20 protein-coding genes, 1 tRNA gene and 2 pseudogenes are annotated in these 22240 nt (G+C 40.4%); 13 read left to right on the top strand and 10 right to left on the bottom strand.

The features are described from left to right. The first annotated feature begins 66 nt into the window (after nucleotides 1–66). The gene (locus FHX64_RS09085; RefSeq protein WP_183413451.1) at nucleotides 67–1458 is read left to right on the top strand and encodes a sialate O-acetylesterase; all 1392 of its coding nucleotides are present in this window, start codon (nucleotides 67–69) and stop codon (nucleotides 1456–1458) included. A gap of 15 nt (nucleotides 1459–1473) precedes the next feature. Further along, nucleotides 1474–2757 (top strand): glycoside hydrolase 5 family protein, encoded by a 1284-nt coding sequence (locus tag FHX64_RS09080; RefSeq protein ID WP_183413450.1) that lies wholly within the window; start codon nucleotides 1474–1476, stop codon nucleotides 2755–2757. A 593-nt stretch (nucleotides 2758–3350) separates the two neighbouring features. On the opposite strand, the pseudogene FHX64_RS09075 reads toward FHX64_RS09080, so the two are convergent. Then, a pseudogene (locus tag FHX64_RS09075) lies at nucleotides 3351–3995 on the bottom strand (IS4 family transposase); the annotation flags it as partial. After that, nucleotides 3995–4528: a DUF4372 domain-containing protein gene (locus FHX64_RS14465; RefSeq protein WP_425487954.1), complete on the bottom strand. Its 534-nt coding sequence runs from the start codon at nucleotides 4526–4528 to the stop codon at nucleotides 3995–3997. The pseudogene FHX64_RS09075 and the gene FHX64_RS14465, both read right to left, overlap by 1 nt. Nucleotides 4529–4722: 194 nt before the next feature. Between FHX64_RS14465 and FHX64_RS09065 the strand changes: the two genes are divergently transcribed. After that, a complete protein-coding gene (locus tag FHX64_RS09065) occupies nucleotides 4723–4977 on the top strand; it encodes an ATP-binding cassette domain-containing protein (protein ID WP_183413449.1) in 255 nt (84 codons plus the stop codon). Between the two features lie 135 nt (nucleotides 4978–5112). Here FHX64_RS09065 and FHX64_RS09060 read toward each other — a convergent pair whose 3' ends face one another. The 6 genes from FHX64_RS09060 to FHX64_RS09035 form a co-directional block, all read right to left on the bottom strand. Continuing rightward, nucleotides 5113–6201 (bottom strand): M20 family metallo-hydrolase, encoded by a 1089-nt coding sequence (locus FHX64_RS09060; RefSeq protein WP_183413448.1) that lies wholly within the window; start codon nucleotides 6199–6201, stop codon nucleotides 5113–5115. Between the two features lie 25 nt (nucleotides 6202–6226). Then, nucleotides 6227–7273: a bifunctional diaminohydroxyphosphoribosylaminopyrimidine deaminase/5-amino-6-(5-phosphoribosylamino)uracil reductase RibD gene (gene ribD, locus FHX64_RS09055; RefSeq protein ID WP_221202174.1), complete on the bottom strand. Its 1047-nt coding sequence runs from the start codon at nucleotides 7271–7273 to the stop codon at nucleotides 6227–6229. 97 nt (nucleotides 7274–7370) lie between these two features. Next, nucleotides 7371–7934: an aminoacyl-tRNA hydrolase gene (gene pth, locus FHX64_RS09050; RefSeq protein ID WP_183413447.1), complete on the bottom strand. Its 564-nt coding sequence runs from the start codon at nucleotides 7932–7934 to the stop codon at nucleotides 7371–7373. A 42-nt stretch (nucleotides 7935–7976) separates the two neighbouring features. Beyond that, on the bottom strand, nucleotides 7977–8531 hold the full coding sequence (locus tag FHX64_RS09045) for a 50S ribosomal protein L25/general stress protein Ctc (RefSeq protein WP_183413446.1): 555 nt from the start codon (nucleotides 8529–8531) through the stop codon (nucleotides 7977–7979). A 187-nt stretch (nucleotides 8532–8718) separates the two neighbouring features. Continuing rightward, nucleotides 8719–9144, bottom strand: coding sequence for an ACT domain-containing protein (locus FHX64_RS09040; protein WP_183413445.1), 426 nt, complete (start codon nucleotides 9142–9144; stop codon nucleotides 8719–8721). A 33-nt stretch (nucleotides 9145–9177) separates the two neighbouring features. Continuing rightward, nucleotides 9178–10476: a phenylacetate--CoA ligase family protein gene (locus FHX64_RS09035; RefSeq protein WP_183413444.1), complete on the bottom strand. Its 1299-nt coding sequence runs from the start codon at nucleotides 10474–10476 to the stop codon at nucleotides 9178–9180. Nucleotides 10477–11018: 542 nt separating this feature from the next. On the opposite strand from FHX64_RS09035, the gene FHX64_RS09030 reads away from it, so the two are divergent. After that, complete coding sequence (locus FHX64_RS09030) at nucleotides 11019–11252, top strand: hypothetical protein (RefSeq protein WP_183413443.1); 234 nt, start codon at nucleotides 11019–11021, stop codon at nucleotides 11250–11252. Nucleotides 11253–11339: 87 nt separating this feature from the next. Then, entirely contained in the window at nucleotides 11340–12044 is a 705-nt protein-coding gene (locus tag FHX64_RS09025; RefSeq protein WP_183413442.1) for a M48 family metallopeptidase, read from the top strand. On the opposite strand, the gene mltG is transcribed toward FHX64_RS09025, so the two are convergent. Continuing rightward, nucleotides 12045–13085, bottom strand: a complete 1041-nt coding sequence (mltG, locus tag FHX64_RS09020; protein WP_183413441.1) for an endolytic transglycosylase MltG — start codon at nucleotides 13083–13085, stop codon at nucleotides 12045–12047. 145 nt (nucleotides 13086–13230) lie between these two features. Between mltG and FHX64_RS09015 the strand changes: the two genes are divergently transcribed. The 8 genes and pseudogenes from FHX64_RS09015 (at nucleotide 13231) to FHX64_RS08985 (ending at nucleotide 21154) form a co-directional block, all read left to right on the top strand. Then, nucleotides 13231–13317, top strand: a tRNA-Ser gene (locus tag FHX64_RS09015). Nucleotides 13318–13497: 180 nt separating this feature from the next. Next, nucleotides 13498–13920: a PaaI family thioesterase gene (locus tag FHX64_RS09010; protein ID WP_183413440.1), complete on the top strand. Its 423-nt coding sequence runs from the start codon at nucleotides 13498–13500 to the stop codon at nucleotides 13918–13920. Beyond that, nucleotides 13917–15047, top strand: a complete 1131-nt coding sequence (locus tag FHX64_RS09005; protein WP_183413439.1) for an isochorismate synthase — start codon at nucleotides 13917–13919, stop codon at nucleotides 15045–15047. Before FHX64_RS09010 ends, FHX64_RS09005 begins: the two co-directional genes overlap by 4 nt. Nucleotides 15048–15062: 15 nt before the next feature. After that, nucleotides 15063–16751, top strand: coding sequence for a 2-succinyl-5-enolpyruvyl-6-hydroxy-3-cyclohexene-1-carboxylic-acid synthase (gene menD / locus FHX64_RS09000; protein WP_183413438.1), 1689 nt, complete (start codon nucleotides 15063–15065; stop codon nucleotides 16749–16751). After that, entirely contained in the window at nucleotides 16748–17572 is an 825-nt protein-coding gene (gene menB / locus FHX64_RS08995) for a 1,4-dihydroxy-2-naphthoyl-CoA synthase (RefSeq protein WP_183413437.1), read from the top strand. The genes menD and menB overlap by 4 nt, the downstream gene beginning before the upstream one ends. A gap of 17 nt (nucleotides 17573–17589) precedes the next feature. Next, nucleotides 17590–18603 (top strand): annotated as a pseudogene (locus tag FHX64_RS14420) (o-succinylbenzoate synthase); the annotation flags it as partial. Between the two features lie 69 nt (nucleotides 18604–18672). After that, on the top strand, nucleotides 18673–19776 hold the full coding sequence (locus tag FHX64_RS14415; protein ID WP_343053509.1) for an AMP-binding protein: 1104 nt from the start codon (nucleotides 18673–18675) through the stop codon (nucleotides 19774–19776). A gap of 130 nt (nucleotides 19777–19906) precedes the next feature. Beyond that, complete coding sequence (locus tag FHX64_RS08985; RefSeq protein ID WP_183413435.1) at nucleotides 19907–21154, top strand: nucleoside permease; 1248 nt, start codon at nucleotides 19907–19909, stop codon at nucleotides 21152–21154. Between the two features lie 8 nt (nucleotides 21155–21162). Here the strand turns inward: FHX64_RS08985 and FHX64_RS08980 are convergent, their stop codons facing one another. Then, nucleotides 21163–21966 carry an alpha/beta fold hydrolase gene (locus tag FHX64_RS08980; protein WP_183413434.1) on the bottom strand — a complete coding sequence of 268 codons (804 nt, stop codon included), beginning with the start codon at nucleotides 21964–21966 and terminating at the stop codon, nucleotides 21163–21165. Nucleotides 21967–22240: the final 274 nt, after the last annotated feature.

Below are 22240 nucleotides of genomic sequence, written 5' to 3'. Positions count from 1 at the left end.
TATTATTGATTTGTAGTTATTTAATTGTGCTACCTTTATATTTGAACTAACTAAATAGATTTAACAATGAAAAAAGTATTATTTATTGCTTTGCTTGTTTTTCCTATGCTGGCAGTAGCACAGGCTCAGTTGCGGTTACCAGCTATTTTAAGTGATCATGCAGTGATGCAAGCTAATGCCAAGGAGAAATTATGGGGCTGGGGATCCTGCACTATTCCGGTAAAGATTATTTGTAGCTGGAGTCCGAGTGATACTATCTCGGTGATGCCGGCTAAAGATTGTTCTTGGGAGACATCAGTTAATACCCCGCAAACAGCAGGAGGCCCATATTCGATTACATTTATCAATGGACGGCAACGGATTGTGATCAGTGATCTTTTAATGGGGCAGACATGGCTTTGTTCAGGACAATCCAATATGCAGTTTAATTATACCTGGGGCGATCTGGATGCAGGGAATGTATTGCAAACGTGTAAGAATAATTCGATTCGGTTTTTTGAATTAGAAAGAAACTTTGGGGATTATCCGGATGAAGATTGCCAGGGAAAATGGGAAATCTGTGATTCGACTACCATGAAGAGTTTTAGCCTCATCGGATATTTCTTTGGAAAGGATTTGTTCGACCATCTTCATCAACCTGTCGGTTTGATTGGTTCTTATTGGGGAGGAACCTGTGTTCAGGCATGGACGCCCCGCCAGGCATTCCGCGATACAACATTGCGTCGAATGGCAGAAGATATATCGCCTGTCAGTTGGGCTCCGGTGGCTTATTCGACAATTTATAATGCCATGATTCACCCGATTATCAATTATACGATTGCCGGTACTATCTGGTATCAGGGAGAAAACAATACCGAGCGTCCGCTTTATTATGGGGATTTGTTTAAGGCTCTTATTACAAATTGGCGGAAAGCGTTTCATGATATTTTCCCGTTCTATTATGTACAAATAGCTCCATTTAACGGTTATCCGGGCATCAACGGGGCATTGTTGAGAGAACAGCAGGCGACTGCACTAACTCTCCCAAAAACAGGGATGATTACGATAGGTGATCTGGTGAACGATACGACCAATATCCATCCAAAACTGAAACAAGCAGTAGCAAATCGTCTGGCGAATCTGGTAATCAAAGAAATGTACGAAGGCTATGGGCTTCTTCCCTATCAACCTCATCTTGCTACGATGAAGATTGACAAACACAAAGCTATTCTAACCATTGCTTCCTATGGGAAACTTTCTGTGAAAGGTAAAACCATCCAAAGTTTTCAGATTGCAGGGGCGGATAAGGTATTTTATAATGCGCAAGCCAAATTGGAGAAAAATGGTTCGATTGTAGTGACATCTCCTTATGTGAAAGATCCGGTGGCTGTACGTTATTGTTTTACAAATGCTGCTGTCCCTAATCTGTTTGATACGAATGGATTGCCGTTAGTTCCTTTCAGAACGGATCGCTGGTAATGAAACGGTTTGATTATGCGTAAATTATTGCAGATTATTTTTTTGTTTATTCCAATAATGGCTATGGCTTCCGGAAATGACTTTGTTAGCATCCGGCATGGAGAATTGATGCGGAACGGGATTCCATATCGTTTTATCGGGGTTAATTATTGGTATGGTCCTTTGATTGCTGTTCCAAAAGGAGGCGATCGGGCACGAATGGAACGCGAACTGGATCAATTGAAGCAAGATGGCGTAACTAATGTGCGTGCTATGGTGGGGGTTGATGGCGTTTCAACGAATATTGCCCAATTGCCAGATGCTTTACAAAAGACGCCGGGTGCTTATGATAAAAATGTTTTAGCCGGTCTTGATTATTTTTTAGCTGCTTTGGCTAAGAGACACATGACTGTTGTATTATTTCTGAACAACAATTGGGAATGGACAGGTGGATTTGCCCAATATCTTGCCTGGACAAAGAATGTCCCAATGGAATATCCTGAAGTTGCCGGATGGAATAAATTTGAACATTTCATAAGTCAGTTTTATGGTTGTGAAGAGTGCCAGAAGCTTTTTAATGCGCATATTCATTTTATTGTTAATCATGTGAATGAATATACGCATGTGGCTTATCGAAATGACCCGACCATCATGGCTTGGGAGCTTGCCAACGAACCGCGCCCGGATGGAGTAGGGAATAAAACTGTTTACAAGAACTGGATCTATTCTGAATCAAAATACATAAAATCAGTGGATCATAATCATTTGGTGACAACCGGCACGGAAGGAGAGATGGGGACGGAAAATGATATCAATTTGTGGAAGGTCATTCACGAAAGTCCCGATATTGATTATGCAACGATTCATGTATGGGCTAAAAATTGGGGATGGATCAATTTTGATCATTTTGATTCAACTTATGTAAAAACAATGGCTAACATGAAGCAGTATGTCCGCGAACATGCTAAAATTGCACAGGAAATTCATAAACCGCTGGTAATTGAAGAAATAGGTTTCCCTCGGGATACGCAAAGTTTTAATCCTGCAACTCCTGCGACATACCGGAACGAATATTTTAAGGCATTGTTTGATATAATGCTGAAATGTCCAACGATACAAGGGATTAACTTATGGGCATTTGGTGGCGAAGGAAAAGCTTCCAATGACAAATATCAATGGCGAAAAGGAGATGAATTTACCGGTGATCCTCCCATGGAACAACAAGGCTTAAACTCTGTGTTCAGTAAGGATCAATCCACATTACAGCTAGTTAAAACATATAATCAGAAACTATCCAATATTGAAATATCAAACCCGTAAAAACGGAGTTTTTTAATTTTGAACAATCTTGTTATGTGTAGACATTGCTAATGGGTTATAAGGAAGATTGTGAAAAAACTCCCGAAGCGTACCAAAACAGGGATGTGGCGGTACGCTTTTTTTGTGAGAATGCTTACTTCCCGATTATGCAATATTCCTCCGAAAATTGACGATGAAACTGGGAAGTTCGGCAGGAATCAAATAACAGAATAACAGAGTAACCGATTTAATTGACAATGGACAGTTGACAATGGAAATCAACATATAGCGATTAGCTGTCAATGATTAAAGAATTCTTCGTTTTAGACTTTAGACCTTTGTTTTTCGTTTGTTGTTTCCCTATAAACTTTACACCTCAAAGCCATTCAATTAGTTTGGTTTTTATCCTGCAATTTTCACGAGTTTTTCTCCTGTTTTTGATGCTCCAAAATAGCCGATTCCACTGTCATACTTTTTTTACTAAGATATCCGGCTTGCTAATTTTGAGATAAATAACAGTATGTTAGTTGTTTGTTTTTGAATATTTATAAAACTAAGGTGCATTCCATCGCTTATTTGATGGTGTTGTTATTCTTTTTATCATTATTGTCCCATTAAACTTGGGACGTATTACAATCAAACAAACTTGGCTCATTAAGCCTAAAACGATCTTTGTCATTTTGAAATTTAGTTCTCTCGAAGAGGTCCCGAAGATGAGTTTTATCAGTTAATGACATACTCAATATCTGCAAGACCTCATAGGTACTTCTATCAAGTTGTATGTCTTTTTGGACAATTGCAACCAGACAGTAAGTACATATAGCCACGTAGATTTGAATCCGAACTGCGTTTTCAGTTGTACCCCAGAATTTCTTTATTTTCAGATGTTGTTTCAACCATTTGAAGAACAGCTCGATTTGCCAGCGGTTCTTGTAAAGTTCGGCAACATGAAGAGCTGAAATATGCATCGCATTGGTTAAGAAAACAAACTCACGTTCTTGTTCTTCATCCCAGTATCTGACCAAACGAAGAGTTCCCGGATAGTATTGACTTGGATAAAATCCCGTCAATTCAATCATCACATCTGAAAGCACATTTTTCGGTACTCTGCGTCTCCATTTGATGGATTTGTATTGCAGGTTCTTCTTGGCTCTAACAACAAAGAAAGCTTCTATCTGATGAATCTTATACAGCATTTTGAAGCTGTTGTATGCTCTGTCAAATATATAATATGATCCTGATTCATACGGAATTTCTTTCATTGCCTTTGAGTCATGTACCGACGCCTCGGTAATATGAAAGAAAGCTGGACCTGTGTTTCTACATCATACAATGTATGCACTTTGATTCCGCCTTTTTTCTTGCGAAACTTCGCCCACCAGAATACGGAAAGGCGCAAGTCAATCGTTGTTGAATCGAAAGCGTAGACATTACCACCAAGTTGGAAGATATCAGAAACTCGTTTCTCTCTGGCTTGTGTTATCAGGTAGTAAGCATACTCTTCAAAAATGTGATAATCTCTGTCTTGATTGGCTCTTGCCAGAGATGATTTTGAAACATTTTTGCCAAAACCCAAATGGTAAGATTTGGAGTGATGAGCATCAAGTGCGACGATCAAATCTCTCAGACTTTCTCGGTTGGACAGTTGTCCGAACATCAGAGCAAGCAGTTGATTCCAGCACGTGAAATGCTTTACATATTTGTCACCATCGAACTTGCGAACAATGCAGTTGAACTTATTCCGATCCAAGAAAGAGGCTAACTGGGCGAAAACGTATTTTTCCTTATGCATTTGCAAATCTGTTTAAGTATTGCAAAAGTGCAAACTGAAATCCGTTTAATCGAAAAAACCCAGTAATGAACTAAATTTCAAATATTTCAAATGTTTCAAAGAGCTTCCTTAGATTTTAATGGGACAGCAATGAGAAGAAATATATCCGTCACTTTTCATCAGAGAACAGGCAGAAAATAGGGATTATAGCCGCGATGATACATCCTGAAATCTTAATTCTGGACGAGCCTTTTAATTTCCTCGATCCTTCCTCGCAAATTGAGACGAAACATTTGCTTCAATCGTTGAATGCCCAATGTGGAACAACGATCATACTATCCAGCCATAATTTGAATTATGTAAGCGATGTCTCATCGCGTATTCTTTTAATGGAGAAAGGAAACATCATTCAAGATGTTAAGAATAACAGCCCGGAGAATATAGCTGCTATTTTCCGGTATTTTGATTGATCCTCCTGTAATTCGTTATGGGAAAAATTTACAGGGTAAAAAAATTACTGAATATCTCAGATTGGAGCTGTTCACTCAAGAGAGCAAAATTTGAGTATAACTCTTGTGTATAGAGGACAATTTAGCAACGACAATTTATTTGATAACCAATTGGTCTAGAAGCTGTATGTAAATTGCAATAGCTTCTTCTATTTCTGAGCGTTGGATAAATTCGTCTGCTTGATGTGAACGGGATGATTTTCCCGGGCCGATCTTGAGAGCGGGAAAATTCATTTTTGTCATATCCGATAATGTAGGCGATCCGTAACAAGTCCGTCCTATCCTGATAGATCGTTGAACAGCCGGATGGAGTATATCAATGTGGGATGAGCCAAGTTTTAAAGAGCGGGGATTTACTTCGCATGAGACGGAGTTTCTGATTTCTTCCAATAATCCCTGATTTGTATAGCGCTCATTACTGCGGACGTCAACTACAAACGTACATCGATCGGGAATGACATTATGTTGCGTGCCGGCCTGGATCATGGTAACGGTCATTTTGACCTCTCCCAGCCATTGGGATGTTTTTTCGAAACGATGTGATCGAAACCATTCTATTTCAGGGATTGCTTTGTAGATGGCATTGTCTCCAATGGCATGGGCGGCATGCCCGGATTGTCCGGTAACAGTACAATCGAGGACAAGTAATCCTTTCTCTGCAATGGCAGCGTTCATCTCGGTTGGTTCCCCAACAATAGCAAAATGAACGGGAGGAAGAATGGGTAGCAGTTTTGCAATCCCATTGTCTCCTGAAATTTCTTCTTCTGCCGTTGCTGCAAAAATCAAATTATAGGGTTGATTCTTTTCTATAAGGTGAAGATAGGCATGCAATAAACTTACAACTGAAGCTCCCGCGTCGTTGCTCCCTAATCCATAAAGGCGATCGCCTTCAAAAACTGCCCGAAAAGGATTCCGTTGCCATCCATTATTAGGTTTTACGGTATCTATGTGTGAATTAAGTAATATGGTGGGTTTTGACGCATCGAATCCCGGCGAAAGCATCCAAACATTATCGCCGGAACGATTTGCGACATACCCATGTTCTTCGATCCATTTTTCAAGAAAATCCGCTACTGCTTTTTCTTCGCGACTGATGGATGGGATGGCAATCATTTTGGATAAAAGGTCGATTGCTGATTGAGGTCCCAACTGTTCGGGAAAATCCAAAATACCATTTGTTGCCATACGAATGCTGTTTTAGTTGTATTGTTTATTCTTTTATGGGGGCAAACGTAAGAATTTGTGATGAATCAATGATCTCTTTTGCAATAATATTTCCTTGTAATGAGGGAACTTTTACTCCTTCATTCAACCAGACTGAGGCAATTTCCACACGGGCTTCATCCCAAATACCAGCCTGAATAAATGACTGGAGTATTTGTTGTCCGCCTTCTACGATGACAGAAAGAACATGTCTCCGAAACAGATCATCCATGATTTGCCGGATAACATTTTCTCCAAATGTGATGGAAACAAAGGTCACATTATGCCGATTTTCCTGAACCTGCTCTGTATACACAATTGTAGGAACAGTCTGATCGAAAATATGATAATCTTGTGGAATGCGCAATTGCCGATCGACAACAATCCGTAAAGGATTTTTTCCAATCCATTGATGGGAAGTCAATTTAGGATTATCTTTTATTGCGGTGGTAGTCCCAACCATGATTGCCGTTTCTTCCGTACGGGTTTTATGAACCAACATTTTTGTAAAGTCGGATGAAAGTTGTACGGGCGGAATGTTGCAATTGTCTGCACGTGGTCGGTCTAAATATCCATCTGCGCTTTGAGCCCATTTCAATATAACAAAAGGGCGCTTGTCGCGTTGGTACGTAAAGAAGCGTCTGTTAAGCCATTCTCCTTCTTTCGCTAATATTCCTGTGAGCACTTCAACTCCGGCATCTTTCAACATGTTTATGCCTTTCCCAGCTACCTTAGGGTTCGGGTCAATATTGGCAATCACGACGCGGGGAATCTTCTTCTCAATAATTAATGCTGCACAGGGTGGTGTTTGTCCATAATGTGAGCATGGTTCAAGATTTACATAAATGGTCGATTTTGAAAGAAGTTCCGGGCTTTTTACACTTGCAATGGCATTAACTTCAGCATGCGGACCTCCATAATGTCTGTGGTAGCCTTCGCCTATGACCTGATCATTGTAAACAATAACTGATCCTACCAATGGATTGGGAGCTACACGCCCCATACCATTTTTAGCCAATTGCAAACAACGTTGCATGTAGTGCATGTCGTTCATTCTCAAATCTCAATTAAGTGCAAAACTATAACAAAAAGCTGCAAATTGGGATGAATCAACGGTATTCTTGATTAAAAGAACGAAAATCAACGGATGCTTATTTATTATTATATTGATTCATCGTGTTTTGTATTCCGCTTAGACAGAAACTTTTAATGATTTCAATGGCCATTGAAATCTTGGGTTTGATCACGTTCCAATCATCGTTACTCCATTTTCCTAAAACAAAATTTATCTGCGCTCCACGAGCAAAATCGTTGCCAATTCCAAAGCGTAAGCGGGCATAATTTTGTGTATTGAGAACAGATTCAATGTGTTTCAATCCATTGTGTCCCGCATCACTTCCCTTTGGTTTAAGCCTTAAAGTGCCTAAAGGCAGAGCGATATCATCTACTACAACTAAAAGATTTTCCTGGAGAATATGCTCTTGTGCAAGCCAATAACGAATGGCATTGCCACTTAAGTTCATGTATGTGGAAGGCTTGAGTAAAATCAGTTTATGCCCTTTGAGGGATATCTCGCCAATTGCTCCATATCGGCGATCCGTAAAAACAATATTGGACGCTTCGGCAAAAGCGTCCAATACATTAAATCCTATGTTGTGGCGTGTATTTTGATATTCATCGCCAATATTTCCAAGTCCTGCAATTAAATATTTCACAAGAACAAAAATGTAAATAACGCGTTGGGCGTTATGTGATCTTTATTTCTTTGTTGCACGTGTTGCATTGACAGTGGCAACAATTGCTGTTTTCGGAGTAGTTAAAATCAAGTTAGGGAATGAAAGATCAATAATCTGGATTGTCTTTCCTAAGCCTAAATCTTCGACATTGATTTTGAGTTGTTCCGGGATATGATTTACCAAACCTTTTACCTTGATTAATCGTAAATTTTGTTGTAATTTACCTCCAGCTTTTACCCCTTCGGCTAATCCTTCAAGACGTACAGGCACTGCTATTTCAACAGGTTTTTCATTAGAAACTTCGTAAAAGTCAATGTGTAATAATTTGTCAGAAACAGGATGAAACTGAAGATCTTTCATGATTGCCGAATATTGCTTGCCATCAATGGTAAGTTCGACTAAAAAGATTTCAGGTGTGTAAACTAATTTACGAACATCTCCTGAAGTGACTTGAAAAGTAATGTTTGTTGATCCACCGTAAAGAACGCAAGGGATATTTCCGTTGTTTCTTACTGCATTAGTAGCCTTTTTGCCTACCCCTTCGCGGAGAGTACCGCCTAATTGAAAAGTTTTCATTGTTAAAATTGTTTGTGTTACTCAAAATTAAAGCTGTTGAGATTCAAGCTTTTGTGGCTAAATTTTCCCATCACACTTATGCCTTTTTTAGGCTGCACAAAGGTAATACTTTTTTTTGTTTTTACATAATCTGGGGAAACCTCTTATTCAATTAATGATCAATCTGTTACCAAAGTGGATCTTGAATTTAGGAATGGAGTTGGCTTCCTTGTCCCAATAGTTGATAGCCAAACTCGGCTAAGATTTTTGCAACCAAGGTGTTGTCGTTTGTTTTTATGACAGTTGCTGCATTTCCGTTGTGGGCAAATGCATACAGATATTCTATCTCAATATCAATACTATCAAGATGTTGTAAGGCCTGATACAAATTTCCAGGCTCATTTGGAATGACAAATCCAACCACCTGTGTGGTATGAACAGCAAATCCCTGTTCTTTTAATGCGATAAGCGCTATTTCCGTTTGGTCAACGATCATGCGGAGTATACCATAATCAGCAGTGTCAGCAATGCTAAACGCTGCAATATTGATGCCATTCTCGGAAAGTACCCGCGTAACCTCTGTAAGTCTTCCCTTTTTGTTTTCTAAAAAAAGCGATAATTGTTGCAAAAGCATAAGCGTTGATTTTGAAATGAATAAATGAGTTTATTAGTGAGGTCGTTTGTCGATCACACGTTTCGCTTTCCCTTCGGAACGCTCAATCGTTTTGGGTTCTACCAGTTTGATTTTGGCGCTAATACCCAGCGTGCTTTCGATATTGGCTTTGATTTTGTGCGTTAAAGCTTCGAGTTGGCGTATCTCATCGGAGAAAAACGTTTCGTTTACCTCAACTAAAATTTCCAATACATCCAGATTGTTCATTCTGTCAACAATGAGCTGGTAATGAGGTTCTGTCTCGCTCATTTCCAATAAAACAGATTCTACCTGCGAAGGAAATACGTTTACTCCCCTGATAATCAACATGTCATCAGTACGCCCCATAAATTTATGCAGACGGGCGGTTGTGCGTCCACAACTACATGTCTCAATTGTCATGGAGGTTAAGTCCCGTGTGCGATAGCGTAACAGAGGCATTCCTTCTTTGGTAATTGTTGTAAAGACCAACTCGCCAATTTCGCCATAAGGAACCGGCTGCAAAGTTTGCGGATCAAGAATTTCGGGGATGAAATGATCTTCAAAAACATGAAGCCCATTCTGATGTTCACATTCCATCGCTACTCCAGGGCCGATGATTTCTGTCAATCCATATATATCTAATGCTTTAAGATGCAATTTGTTCTCAATTTCTTTGCGCATCTCTTCCGTCCAGGGTTCTGCTCCAAAAATTCCACGACGCAACTTTAGTTCGGAAGGATCCATGCCGATTTCTTTCATGGTGTCAGCCAAATAAAGTGCATAAGAAGGAGTGCAGGCTAATACCGTTGATCCAAAATCATGCATGATTTGTAATTGCTTCTTTGTATTGCCTCCGGAAGCCGGGATCACTGTAGCGCCAATCTTTTGCGCTCCCTGATGAATTCCTAATCCTCCGGTAAATAAACCATATCCATATGAAACATGCACAACGTCATTATGGTCAACACCTGCTGCGTATAAACTGCGGGCTACCACTTCTGACCATATTTCAAGATCGTGACGCGTGTATCCACCTACAGTCGGTTTCCCTGTAGTACCGCTCGAAGCATGGAGCCTTATGATTTCCTGTTGTGGTACGGAGAAAAGGCCAAAAGGGTAATTATCACGTAAGTCTTGTTTAGTGGTTAACGGCAGGTATTTTAATTGATCAATGCTTTGAATGTCATCGGCTCCGATACCTTGTTCCTGAAATTTTTTGCGATAAAACGGTACGTTATAATACAACCGATTAATCATCGAATGTAATCGTTCGCTTTGGAGCCTGACAAGTTGCTCCCTGTTCATACATTCTGCATGTTCGTTCCAAATCATGATGAAGTTGTGGGAAGATAAATGAATTAATAAATAGTCGGTAAAAATGGACTTTTGATGTCAATTTTGCTGTTTTTGTGCTTGCAAACTTACATTTTTTCTTTTGATTTGCCAAGTGATATTGTGTGTTCCTGATCTATTTCAAGTATTGAATTAAGTGGTGTGAGGAATAGAAACCCGATAAATCGGTCCATGTTGATGTAATTATATTTTTCTGTAAATTAGATATATGCTTAATTGTTTTCTTGAATAGATGTTTTAAATAATTCGATGAATATGGTTTGTCAGATTTTTATTGATATGAATTTGCTATGATTTTTGATGCGATGTTGAAATCTTAAAATCTGATATCTTTTATGTAAATTACAAGCTTCTTTTCTGGATTAATATTCAGTATATCAATGATATGGATAAGATGTATTATAATGACAAATATCTTTAAGAATATTTAATCATTGTGGTGCGATAAAAATACAAATCGCCTCTTGCGATCTTAGAAACATGGCGTAATTTTGCATCGTCTAATTAAAAATTTATCCGTTATGAAAAAACAAGTTGTAACTGTTATGATGGCTTTAGCCATGATCGTTTCCGCATCAGCTTTTGCTCAGGAAGCTAAAAAAGAAATGAAGAAAGAAGTTAAAGCTAAAACCGAACAAGTAGCTAAGAAAGCTGAAAAGAAAGAAGTAAAAAAAGTAGCTAAGAAAGCTGAGAAAAAAGCTGCTCCTGTAAAAAAAGCAGTAAAGAAAGCAGAAAAAAAAGCTGAAGTAAAGTAATTATTGCTTCTTAGCAAAGCATTTCGAACGCCGCACAGTTATGATGCGGCGTTTTTTATATTATCTGTTTTGTCATTTTTGTGTATAATGTTGCCACTGCACGATCCTGAATTAGGAAGTATTCATTTCAAGACACATTTCCGTTCGACACATATTACGATTCGATTGGTAAATGACGGGCTTAGGATAACTATGCCATCCACTGATTTTTACAATGAAGCTCTATCATTGATTGAGAAAAATCGTTCGCAAATTCTGACTAAACAGAAAAAGAGAGATAATGGACATCAGATAATCGATGAAGGTCATCCGTTAAAGACATTGACTTTTACAGCACATGTTGTAGCTTCTGACCAGCCGAAGATATTCTTTAAATTAGCAGATAATGTGCTGACAATTGAATACCCGCGACAACGCGGAATCCAATCGCCTGCTGTGCAAAAAGTGATTCGGGAAGGGATTGTTTATTTCCTTAGGAAGGCGGCTAAACAGGTGTTACCGGAGAAAACCTTCCAATTGGCTATGCAAAGCGGATTGAAATACAGATCTCTTAAAATTCAATCCAGCACCACGCGTTGGGGTAGTTGTTCTTCGGTCAATAATATTAACCTTTCCTTATATTTACTGCTACTCCCTTCTCATCTTATTGATTATGTCATTGTTCATGAACTCTGCCATACTATAGAACATAATCATAGTGAGCGATTTTGGACTCATGTAGAACGCATATTGCCTGATTGCAAGGCTTTGCGAAATGAATTAAAGCATTTTTCTCTTTCTGCTTGGGCGTAATTATTGGTAAATTCCTCGTTTGTCTAACGCAGCGGCATATCTTGCGGCGTTCTTTTTTTGCTGTGCCCATGTTGTAGCAAAATAATGCTCTCCGTTTAAGGTTTCTTTGGCGCACATATAGAGATAATCATTGGGGGTGTAGTTTAAAACTGCTTCCACGCTTTCAATGCTTGGAATGCGGATGGGTCCCGGAGGCAATCCTTTATGCCGATACGTATTATAGGGGGATTGTACTTGTAGGTCTTTGTCTGTAATACGCTGCAATGCAAAGTCTTGTAATGCAAATTTTACAGTTGGGCACGATTGAAGGGGCATGTTCCGTTTTAATCGGTTTAAGTACAAGCCGGCAATAATCGGTTTGTCTTGTGCTCTGTTAGTTTCTTCTTCTACAATAGATGCTAGTGTAACTGCCTGAATCGGAGATAAATTCTCTGATTTAGCTTGGGCAAGCCTTTCGGGTGTCCAAAAAACCTTATATTCATGTTCCATTCGTTTCATCAATTGAGGCATCGAAATATCCCATAAAATATCGTACGTATTTGGGATAAACATAGCCACAATGGTAGCCGGTGTAAATCCGAAGCGTGTATCAAAATCTGTGTCGTTGAGGTGTTGAAGAATAGATAAAGAATCGAGCATCAATTGTTCCCCTAATCTTCCCGCTAACTGTTCTTTTGTCCTTATGTTATTGAATGTCAGATGAACAGGAGTCTGAATGTGTTTGGATAAATGATAAAGTAGCGTTTCGTTGTCCATTCCATCTGTAATAGCATATCGCCCACTGTGTATATGTTTTTCATATCCGATCAGGTTAGCTGCTTCAATGAATGAATGCATGTTTCTGACCACCCCTTTTTTCTTTAACTGATTGATAACATCAGTAAAAGTATCTCCCGGCCGTATATACAGATAGGTAGTTTCGTGGTTGGATGTGGCAAAATTGGAATGAAAATAATTATAGAGCTGATAGCCTCCGACTGCTATCAATATGATGATAATAAGACGAATAGTAAATGTCCGCAATGTGGCTCTTCTTTTCATAAATCGATTATTTTCGTGACTATCAAACAGGTTACAAAATTAGATAATGCTTTCTGCAATATTCAGTAAGATAATTTGAAAAAGCAAAAATAATTACTTACTTTTGCAGCACTTTTTGAAGTAAGCTACTCAACGAGTAAAGAAAGGTGAGGTGGGTGAGTGGCTTAAACCAACAGTTTGCTAAACTGTCGTACGGGTAACCGTACCGGGGGTTCGAATCCCCCCCTCACCGCTCTTATGAATTTCCTCTGTAATTTGTTATATTACAGAGGTTTTTTGTTTTTAGGGGTGTGTCCGGTGGCTTTTCTGCAAACAGACAACATACTGTTTGCAACGTTTTTTGATATTTGAGAATCTCCATTCCGCGTCATATTTGCTTAACTTTGTGTTCCCAAAATGAATTATTAAGTTTATGATAGATCATGATATCCCATTAAATCAGATAAATGAGATGTGCCGGGGATCTTTGTTGGATCGTTTAGGCATTGAGTTTACGTTTGTATCGAATGATAAGGTAGAAGCTGATATGCCCGTGGATTCGCGGACGATTCAACCGATAGGTATTTTACACGGAGGCGCTTCCATTGCGCTTGCAGAAACAGTAGCCGGATTTGGCTCTCAATGGATATGCGAATCGGATGAGACTGCTCTGGGTATGCAAGTCAGTGCAAGTCATATTTCTTCCGTGAGTTCCGGAACAGTTCATGCCGTTGCTTCTCTTATTCACCATGGCCGGAAAAGCCATGTGTGGAATGTTGATATTTTATCGGATGACCGGAAGTTAGTTTCGACCATCCGGGTTACTAATCTGATTGTAAAACAACCTCTCCTTTGAATTTTTTGCAACTACATATTGACACTATTGATCAATTAATAGGGAAAGAATTGGGGATAGCACTGTATCGGCTGCCCGGCTCAGAGGAACCTACCCTGTTGTTGTCCTTCCTGAATCAGATTGAACAACAAGATGATTATGCTGCTTTAAATGATGTTGAAGGCTTTGTGATGGCTCCGTTTTATTGTAATGCCTTGCATCCTGTTCTGGTTTTGCATCCGGAGGTGATCATCAGCGGAATCAAAAACATGGAGACTTTTTTGCAATCAGATGCGATGAAGAGGTGGGTTGCGCTCCCTCAGTCGCATTCTGCTGAATCAGCCTGCCAGGCAATCGATTCGGAGAAAAAAGCTTATGAGATTTCTTTTCAACGGTTTTTACAAGCATTGACCCTGAAGGAAGCGGATAAATTGGTGTTATCCCGTTATCATGTTGAATCCCGGAGTGAAAATATCAAACCGACTGAAACATTTCTGAAAGCTTGTAACCGTTATCCTGATGCCTTTGTTTATTTATGTTATACGCCAGTTTCGGGCCTTTGGCTTGGTAGCACACCTGAGATGTTATTAAGCGGCGTTGCTCCCCATTTTCATACAGTGGCATTAGCAGGCACAAAACCAGCTGCTATTGATGGTAAAGTGGTACGATGGGACACCAAAAACAGACAAGAGCAACAGTGGGTGGTTACTTATTTAAAGGAACTTTTTTCTGATCTGGAGATTGAATGGCATGAAAACCAGACACACACCATCAAAGCCGGGAATGTTATTCATCTGAAGACCTCATTTGATTTTGAGTTTAGCCAATATAACCATTTAGGCGATCTTTTGAAAAAACTCCATCCTACACCAGCCGTGTGTGGATTTCCGAAAGAAAAGGCTTACCGTTTTATTGTTGATAACGAGGGTTATAATAGAAAATATTACAGCGGATTTGTCGGAGTGCTTTCTAAAAACGATCAGACGAATTTGTATGTAAATTTGCGTTGTATGGAATGGACCCGGCATCAAACCATTCTTTATGCAGGAGGAGGATTGCTTGTGAGTTCCCAGCTTCATAAAGAATGGAAGGAAACCGAGGATAAATTGCAGACCATGCTTAATATCCTTCATGATGAAGCAAATTGATTAGAATGATTGTTTATGGCATATTCTGATAAAAAAAACCTTTTGGAACTGGTTGCATTGATGGATGCATTTGATATTCACCATGTGGTGTTGTCTCCCGGTTCCCGTAACGCTCCTTTGATTCATACATTTGTGGAGCATCCAGATTTTATTTGTTATACTATTGTTGACGAACGCAGCGCTGCATTTTTTGCATTAGGAATGGCGCAACGCTTACAGAAGCCTGTGGCTGTGTGCTGTACTTCAGGAACAGCTTTATTAAATTATAGTCCGGCAGTGGCAGAGGCATTCTATCAGGAAATTCCTTTATTGGTGCTTTCTGCCGATAGGCCTGCCGCATGGATTGGCCAAACTGATGGACAGACATTGCCTCAGCCCGGAGCTTTCGGATCATTAGTTAAAAAGAGTATCCAATTGCCTGAAATCAATACAGATGAAGAACACTGGTATTGCAACAGGCTCATTAATGAGGCTCTTATAGCGTTGACAAAGAATGGATTTGGTCCGGTACACATTAATGTTCCTTTATCGGAACCTTTATATCAGTTTACTGAGGCAGCTTTGCCTGTAGTCCGCGTTGTCAGGTTGGAGCATGTAACTTCAACATTTGAGGTGGCATTTTTTGCAAACGAATGGAATCACGTCAGGAAAAGGATGATTATTGTGGGGCAAATGGCTCCCCAACATGAATTGAAGGAAATCTTGTCTCTTCTTACACAAAAGACCGATGTTGTTATTGTTGCGGAACATCTTTCTAATTTGGCTATTTCTGAGGCAACAGGTCATTTTGACGCTGTTTTGTCCGCATTATCAGATGAGGAGCTGAATATGTTTATGCCTGATTTGGTGATTACGGTTGGCGGCCATATTACTTCAAAACGGATTAAACAAGTTTTGCGCAAGAATAAAAGCCCGCAGTTATGGGATGTCCGACCTAACGGACAGGTGGCGGATACATATCAATCACTTACCACCGTGATCCCGGTTGAATCAGATGTGTTTTTTACTCAATTACTGGAGTCTGTTAATGTTGATCAGGAACATTCTTTTTCGGAGCGGTGGAAACAACGCATATTGCAAACAAAGCAAATCCTTCAGCGTTATGTGCCAGCACAACCTTTTTCTGATTTGAAAGCTGTGTCTGCATTCATGCATGGCTTACCTGATAATGTAACGTTGCAGTTGAGCAATAGCTCCCCTCTGCGTTATGCTCAGTTGTTTCCCTTAAAACCCACCATTGAGATCTTTTCTAATCGAGGAACCAATGGCATTGACGGAGTCCTTTCCACTGCAGTAGGTTTTGCTGCTGAGAATCAAAAGCTGACTTTTCTGCTGATAGGCGATCTTAGTTTTTTTTACGATATCAACGGTTTGTGGAACCGTTATCTTTCTCCTCGCCTTCGCATTGTATTGCTAAATAATGGTGGAGGAAATCTGTTTCATCTGATCGGCGGTCCCCGAAAATCCTCGGCTCTCGATGAATCTATCGCTTATAAACATAACACGACTGCTAGGGAACGTGCTATAACACTCGGATTTCAATATCTTTCAGCGGGAGCTGAAGTGGAGTATGAATCGCAATTACCTTTATTATGGAATGCAAACACAGAACAGCCTATTCTCATGGAGGTATTTACACAAACAGAAGTGAATAGTGCCGTCTTTAATTCATTATATCAATCATTTAAAAATCATATAAAATGACAACTCAACGTACATGGACACCCATTAAAATCTATGAAGATATCCTGTTTGACTATTGTGAAGGCATAGGAAAAATAACGATTAACCGTCCCCGCTACCGCAATGCTTTTACCCCGACAACAGCAGCCGAGATCAGTGATGCTTTGCGTTATTGTCATGAAAATTCTGATATACAGGTGATTGTTCTTACAGGAGCCGGAGATAAAGCTTTTTGTTCAGGCGGTGACCAGAACGTAAAAGGCGTCGGTGGTTATGTCGGGAAAGATGGCATTCCCCGTCTTAATATCCTGGAAGTACAAAAACAAATTCGTTCGATGCCAAAGCCGGTTATTGCTATGGTTAATGGATATGCGATTGGAGGAGGACATGTACTACATGTGGTATGCGATCTTTCTATTGCGTCTGAAAATGCCATTTTCGGACAAACAGGCCCTCGTGTCGGAAGTTTTGATGCAGGATTTGGAGCTTCTTATCTGGCAAGCGTTGTAGGGCAAAAGAAAGCACGCGAGATTTGGTTCCTTTGTCGTCAGTATTCAGCACAGGAGGCTCTGGAAATGGGATTGGTGAATAAGGTAGTTCCGCTTGATCAATTGGAAGATGCCGTAGTGGAATGGGCAAAAATTATGATGCAACATAGTCCGATGGCTATGCGAATGCTGAAACTGGCTTTGAATGCCGATTTGGATGGTCAGGCTGGGTTGCAGGAATTTGCCGGAAATGCAACGTTATTGTATTATATGACGGAAGAAGCTCAGGAAGGGAAAAATGCTTTTTTAGAGAAGCGGGATCCCGACTTTAAAAAGTTTCCACAATTTCCCTGATCTATTCTTGATTGGTTATGTCCTATTCTTTTCGTATTATTCCATATGTGCTTCATTTTTACCAACCTGCTGGTACATCCCGTGGGGTGTATCTCAACAGGCAATCATGGTTTGTCCTGCTTTCATCTCCTGCGTATCCCTTGCGAACGGGCATCGGGGAATGTGCTCCATTGCCCGATTTAAGTTGTGATGCAGGTCCTGATTATGAGCATCACCTGAAAGCAGCCTGCCGCCATTTGGCAATGACTGGGATTATTGATGCCGAAGCATTACGTGCTTATCCTTCCATTTTATTTGGATTGGAGACCGCATTACGCCACTTGCAAACAGGGTCATTTGCGTTATGGAATACTCCATTTTCACGCCATGAAACAGGTATTCCCATCAATGGATTGATCTGGATGGGAACGAAAGAACGGATGTTAGCCCAGATTGAGCGAAAACTAGACCAGGGATTCCGTTGTGTGAAGTTAAAGATCGGCGCAATCGATTTTGAAGAGGAAATCACTCTGCTAAAGTACATCAGACAGCGTTTTTCGGCTTCGGAAATTGAACTGAGGCTGGATGCCAATGGTGCTTTTGCGCCGAAGAATGCTTTACAGAAATTGGAAAGATTGTCTCGCTTTTTCATTCATTCTATTGAACAGCCTGTTCGTGCAGGACAATGGGAGGCGATGGCACATCTTGTTAAAAACACGCCGATTCCGGTTGCGCTGGATGAGGAATTAATCGGGGTTAATATTCTCCAGGAAAAACAACGCTTGCTGGATGCCATCAACCCTCACTATATTATTCTGAAACCTTCCCTGCATGGAGGAATTCAGGGGTCAACCGAGTGGATTGATTTTGCACGGGAACGAAATATTGGATGGTGGATTACTTCTGCTCTCGAATCCAACATTGGGTTGAACGCTGTTGCTCAATGGTGTGCAACGTTGAATGTATCTATGCCGCAAGGACTTGGTACAGGCCAATTGTTTACAAACAATATTCCTTTACCGCTTACGATTCATAAAGATGAGTTATGGTATCAATCTGATTTATGCAAAGGTGTTAGGCAGTTGCAGGAGCAAATCTATGAAACGGACAGAGAACAGCAGGTGCTTTGGCTGGAAGGGATTCCTTATCCCAAAGAACTTGCTTTAGAGCTTGCTTCGCAGCGATTAAGCGATGCTACCATTCCAGAATGGGAACGGGCATTTTTCTCTTTTATTCAGATCTGGTGGAATGATTCTCCCACGCTGACGGTACAAACGTCAGGTTCCACCGGAACCCCCAAGCTAATTATCGTCGAAAAGGGACGCATGATGCAGAGTGCCATGCTTACCTGCAAATACCTTCAATTACAACAAGGAGACAAAGCGTTGTTGTGCCTCCCGACAGAGTATATTGCCGGAAAAATGATGGTAGTACGTGCATTGGTTGCAGGTCTTGATTTATATCGGGTAGTACCTTCCGGTCATCCATTGCAACATGTTCCGGATATGGAATTTGCTTTTGCGGCCATGATTCCGATGCAGGTATTGCACTCATTGCATGAAGCAGTTGGAAAGATCCGGTTGCAGCATATCAACCACTGTATTGTCGGAGGCGCTTCTGTGGATGCAACGCTGGAGGAAGAATTGCTTGCCATGCCGAACTCCTTTTATGTGACATATGGTATGACGGAAACTCTTTCGCATATTGCCATGCGGAAACTTAATGGAAAAGATGCATCCCCCTATTATCATGTTTTCCCTCAGGTACATCTTTCACTGTCGGATGAAGATACATTAATTATAAACGCGCCCCTGGTTGCGGAGGAGGTGATTGAAACAAACGATATTGCGCATATTCTTCCGGATGGAAGCTTTGAGATTCTGGGCAGAAAGGATAATGTCATCAATAGCGGCGGATTGAAATTTCATCCTGAACTACTGGAGAAGAAATTGCATGCGGTATTGCCTGATGCTTTTGTTGTGACCTCTGTACCTGATGTTGTGTTAGGGCAAAAGCTGGTCTTACTATTACAACGTAATAGTACTACGGAAAAGGGACAGCTTGATCTTGAAGCAATGAACTATAAAATGAGGTCTGTTTTGTCAGTTTATGAAATGCCCAAGGCTGTTTATGTCTGTGAAAAACTGCCTTTTACTCCTAACGGAAAGATTGATCGAAACGCTGCCAGAATCATGACAAAAGAGGCAAATCCGGTGACCGGATAAAGCTGTTTTGCCGATTGCCACAATGAATTTGTCACATTCTGAAAACTTTGTACCTTTGTTTCCCGAGGGAGACGGTATCTTCCTTTTTTTTACTGTTTTACTTTAATCATAACACCAAAAAATACACATCATGGGCATTAAATTTCGTTTGACGTTGATGACATTCCTCCAGTTTTTTATTTGGGGGGCATGGTTGATTTCACTGGGTGGCTATTTAGGCCGAAATTTAAATTTCGAAGGAGGACAAATCGGTTCCATTTTTGCGACATTAGGTATTGCGTCATTAATTATGCCGGGTGTGGTAGGTATTATTGCCGACAAATGGATAAATGCCGAGCGGTTACTCGGAATTTGTCATCTGTTGGGCGCTGCCTGTCTGTTTTATGCTTCAACGGTCACGGATTATGATCACATGTATTGGGCGATGTTGCTCAACCTGCTTTGTTATATGCCTACTATTGCACTGAACAATACAGTTGCTTATAATGCGCTGGAACAATACCATTATGATATTGTAAAAGAATTTCCTCCTATCCGCACCTTTGGTACCATTGGTTTTATTGTAGCGATGTGGGTGGTTGATCTCACAGGTTTTAAGAATTCGAGCGCTCAACTTTATATGGCTGGAATCTCGGCTGTAGTGCTTGGATTGTATTCATTTACATTACCCAAATGTCCGCCAGCAAAAAGCCAGAAGAAATCGTGGCTTTCAGCCTTTGGTCTTGATGCCCTGGTGCTTTTCAGAAGTAGTAAAATGACTATTTTCTTTTTATTTGCGATGTTGCTTGGAGCCGCTTTGCAGATTACCAACTCCTATGGCGATTTGTTTATCGGCAGTTTCAAAAGTATTCCTCAATATGCCAATGCTTTTGGTGTGAAACATTCGGTCATCCTGCTTTCTATTTCTCAGATGTCGGAAACACTTTTTATTTTGACGATTCCTTTCTTTTTGCGTCGTTTTGGCATTAAGCGTGTCATGCTGATGAGTATGCTTGCCTGGGTGTTCCGTTTTGGATTGTTTGGTGCAGGGAATCCCGGAACTGGATTATGGATGCTGATTCTCTCCATGATTGTGTATGGCATGGCATTTGATTTTTTCAATATCTCTGGATCGCTTTTTGTTGAAAAGGAAGCAAAGCCTGACATTCGGGGGAGCGCTCAGGGATTGTTTATGATGGTGACAAATGGAGCAGGCGCTCTGATCGGTGGATACGGAAGTGGAGCTATCGTTGATTTTTATTCAAAATATGCTCCCAATCATGATCTAATCAGCCGCAACTGGCCTGCCATCTGGTTTATTTTTGCAGCTTATGCGTTGGTAATTGCTGTGTTATTTGCGGTTTTCTTTAAATATAAACACACCCCGGATTTAGATTAACTTAGGGTTCAGTTATCTAAAGTGATTGTACGCAGAAAAGATCCAACGATAGCTGCGAAATGTTCGGGTTGATCATAATGGAGGCCGTGACCGGCCATGGGGATTTGTTCAACCTGAAGTTTTGAATTAAGCTGTTGCAGCTCTTCGGCAACATCCGGCGAAACCACTCCTTTCTCACCGAATATGAGTATCCCCGGTACATCAATCTTACGTACTAGCTGTTTATAATCAGGATTTGGTGGCGTGAGGGCTTCGAAAGCCGCCATACTGGTTTGAAGTTTTGCCAAGGCAATTCGCTCAATAGTATCCAATGAACGGTTGGGGTGGCTTCTTTTTAAATCCGCTACCAGCTCCTCGAAAGATTTACTGAGCATTTGTCGATGCTGATTGCGTACATCACTATTGCACACTTCATATTGAATGTTGAGGCTCAAAAATGTCGGATCTGCTAATATCACGCCACGGAGTAGCTTTGGTTTGCAGCTTGCTACTACGGTTGCAGTCATACCTCCCATGGAATGCCCAAGCAAAACGAAAGGCGGAAGCTTAAGGGAGTGAATTAAACCCGTTACATCCTTTGCATGGTCTTCGTAACGATAACCATGATTCGGAGCATCTGATCCTCCGTGACCACGCGCATCCGGCATAATGATGTCATATCCTTTTTCAAGAAGATTTGATACACCTTCCCAGCATGCTCCGTTTGCTGTTAATCCATGTAGTAAAACCAGCGTGGGTTTATTTCCTCCTGTTCTGGTATAATGTATGTTAATTCCGTTTACTGTACAGTCGGCTATGCTCCGATTAGTCATTGGTTTGTTCCTTCGGACGAAAAATCTGTGTTGAAGTTAATGTTATGACACATGATGGTATGCAAACGCATAATATACGACTTCCAAATATCGCTATTTTCTATATATCCTCATCTATTTTTCTTCCCATTTATAAGGTTTCTACCCCACATTATTTTTCAGAGCTTGCTACATATCTGAAACTCTTCCTATTTTTGCCGGATGAAATAGATGTTACGGGATTAATGTCCTTATAATATCTCATTCATTCCGACTATATGGTTATCTTCTTATT

The sequence above is a fragment of the Microbacter margulisiae genome (assembly GCF_014192515.1).
Classification (GTDB): Bacteria; Bacteroidota; Bacteroidia; order Bacteroidales; family Paludibacteraceae; genus Microbacter; species Microbacter margulisiae.
The sequence above is the reverse complement of the archived record's forward strand: the minus strand, read 5'-3'. Positions and strand labels throughout refer to the sequence as shown.

Excerpts from the sequence above, each read along its gene's own strand:
- FHX64_RS09085 (WP_183413451.1), top strand. The coding sequence starts at position 67 with ATGAAAAAAGTATTATTTATTGCTTTGCTTGTTTTTCCTATGCTGGCA.
- FHX64_RS09080 (WP_183413450.1), top strand. The coding sequence starts at position 1,474 with ATGCGTAAATTATTGCAGATTATTTTTTTGTTTATTCCAATAATGGCT.
- FHX64_RS14465 (WP_425487954.1), bottom strand. The coding sequence starts at position 4,528 with ATGCATAAGGAAAAATACGTTTTCGCCCAGTTAGCCTCTTTCTTGGAT.
- FHX64_RS09065 (WP_183413449.1), top strand. The coding sequence starts at position 4,723 with ATGATACATCCTGAAATCTTAATTCTGGACGAGCCTTTTAATTTCCTC.
- FHX64_RS09060 (WP_183413448.1), bottom strand. The coding sequence starts at position 6,201 with ATGGCAACAAATGGTATTTTGGATTTTCCCGAACAGTTGGGACCTCAA.
- ribD (WP_221202174.1), bottom strand. The coding sequence starts at position 7,273 with ATGAACGACATGCACTACATGCAACGTTGTTTGCAATTGGCTAAAAAT.
- FHX64_RS09045 (WP_183413446.1), bottom strand. The coding sequence starts at position 8,531 with ATGAAAACTTTTCAATTAGGCGGTACTCTCCGCGAAGGGGTAGGCAAA.
- FHX64_RS09040 (WP_183413445.1), bottom strand. The coding sequence starts at position 9,144 with ATGCTTTTGCAACAATTATCGCTTTTTTTAGAAAACAAAAAGGGAAGA.
- FHX64_RS09035 (WP_183413444.1), bottom strand. The coding sequence starts at position 10,476 with ATGATTTGGAACGAACATGCAGAATGTATGAACAGGGAGCAACTTGTC.
- FHX64_RS09030 (WP_183413443.1), top strand. The coding sequence starts at position 11,019 with ATGAAAAAACAAGTTGTAACTGTTATGATGGCTTTAGCCATGATCGTT.
- FHX64_RS09025 (WP_183413442.1), top strand. The coding sequence starts at position 11,340 with ATGTTGCCACTGCACGATCCTGAATTAGGAAGTATTCATTTCAAGACA.
- mltG (WP_183413441.1), bottom strand. The coding sequence starts at position 13,085 with ATGAAAAGAAGAGCCACATTGCGGACATTTACTATTCGTCTTATTATC.
- FHX64_RS09010 (WP_183413440.1), top strand. The coding sequence starts at position 13,498 with ATGATAGATCATGATATCCCATTAAATCAGATAAATGAGATGTGCCGG.
- menD (WP_183413438.1), top strand. The coding sequence starts at position 15,063 with ATGGCATATTCTGATAAAAAAAACCTTTTGGAACTGGTTGCATTGATG.
- menB (WP_183413437.1), top strand. The coding sequence starts at position 16,748 with ATGACAACTCAACGTACATGGACACCCATTAAAATCTATGAAGATATC.
- FHX64_RS08985 (WP_183413435.1), top strand. The coding sequence starts at position 19,907 with ATGGGCATTAAATTTCGTTTGACGTTGATGACATTCCTCCAGTTTTTT.
- FHX64_RS08980 (WP_183413434.1), bottom strand. The coding sequence starts at position 21,966 with ATGACTAATCGGAGCATAGCCGACTGTACAGTAAACGGAATTAACATA.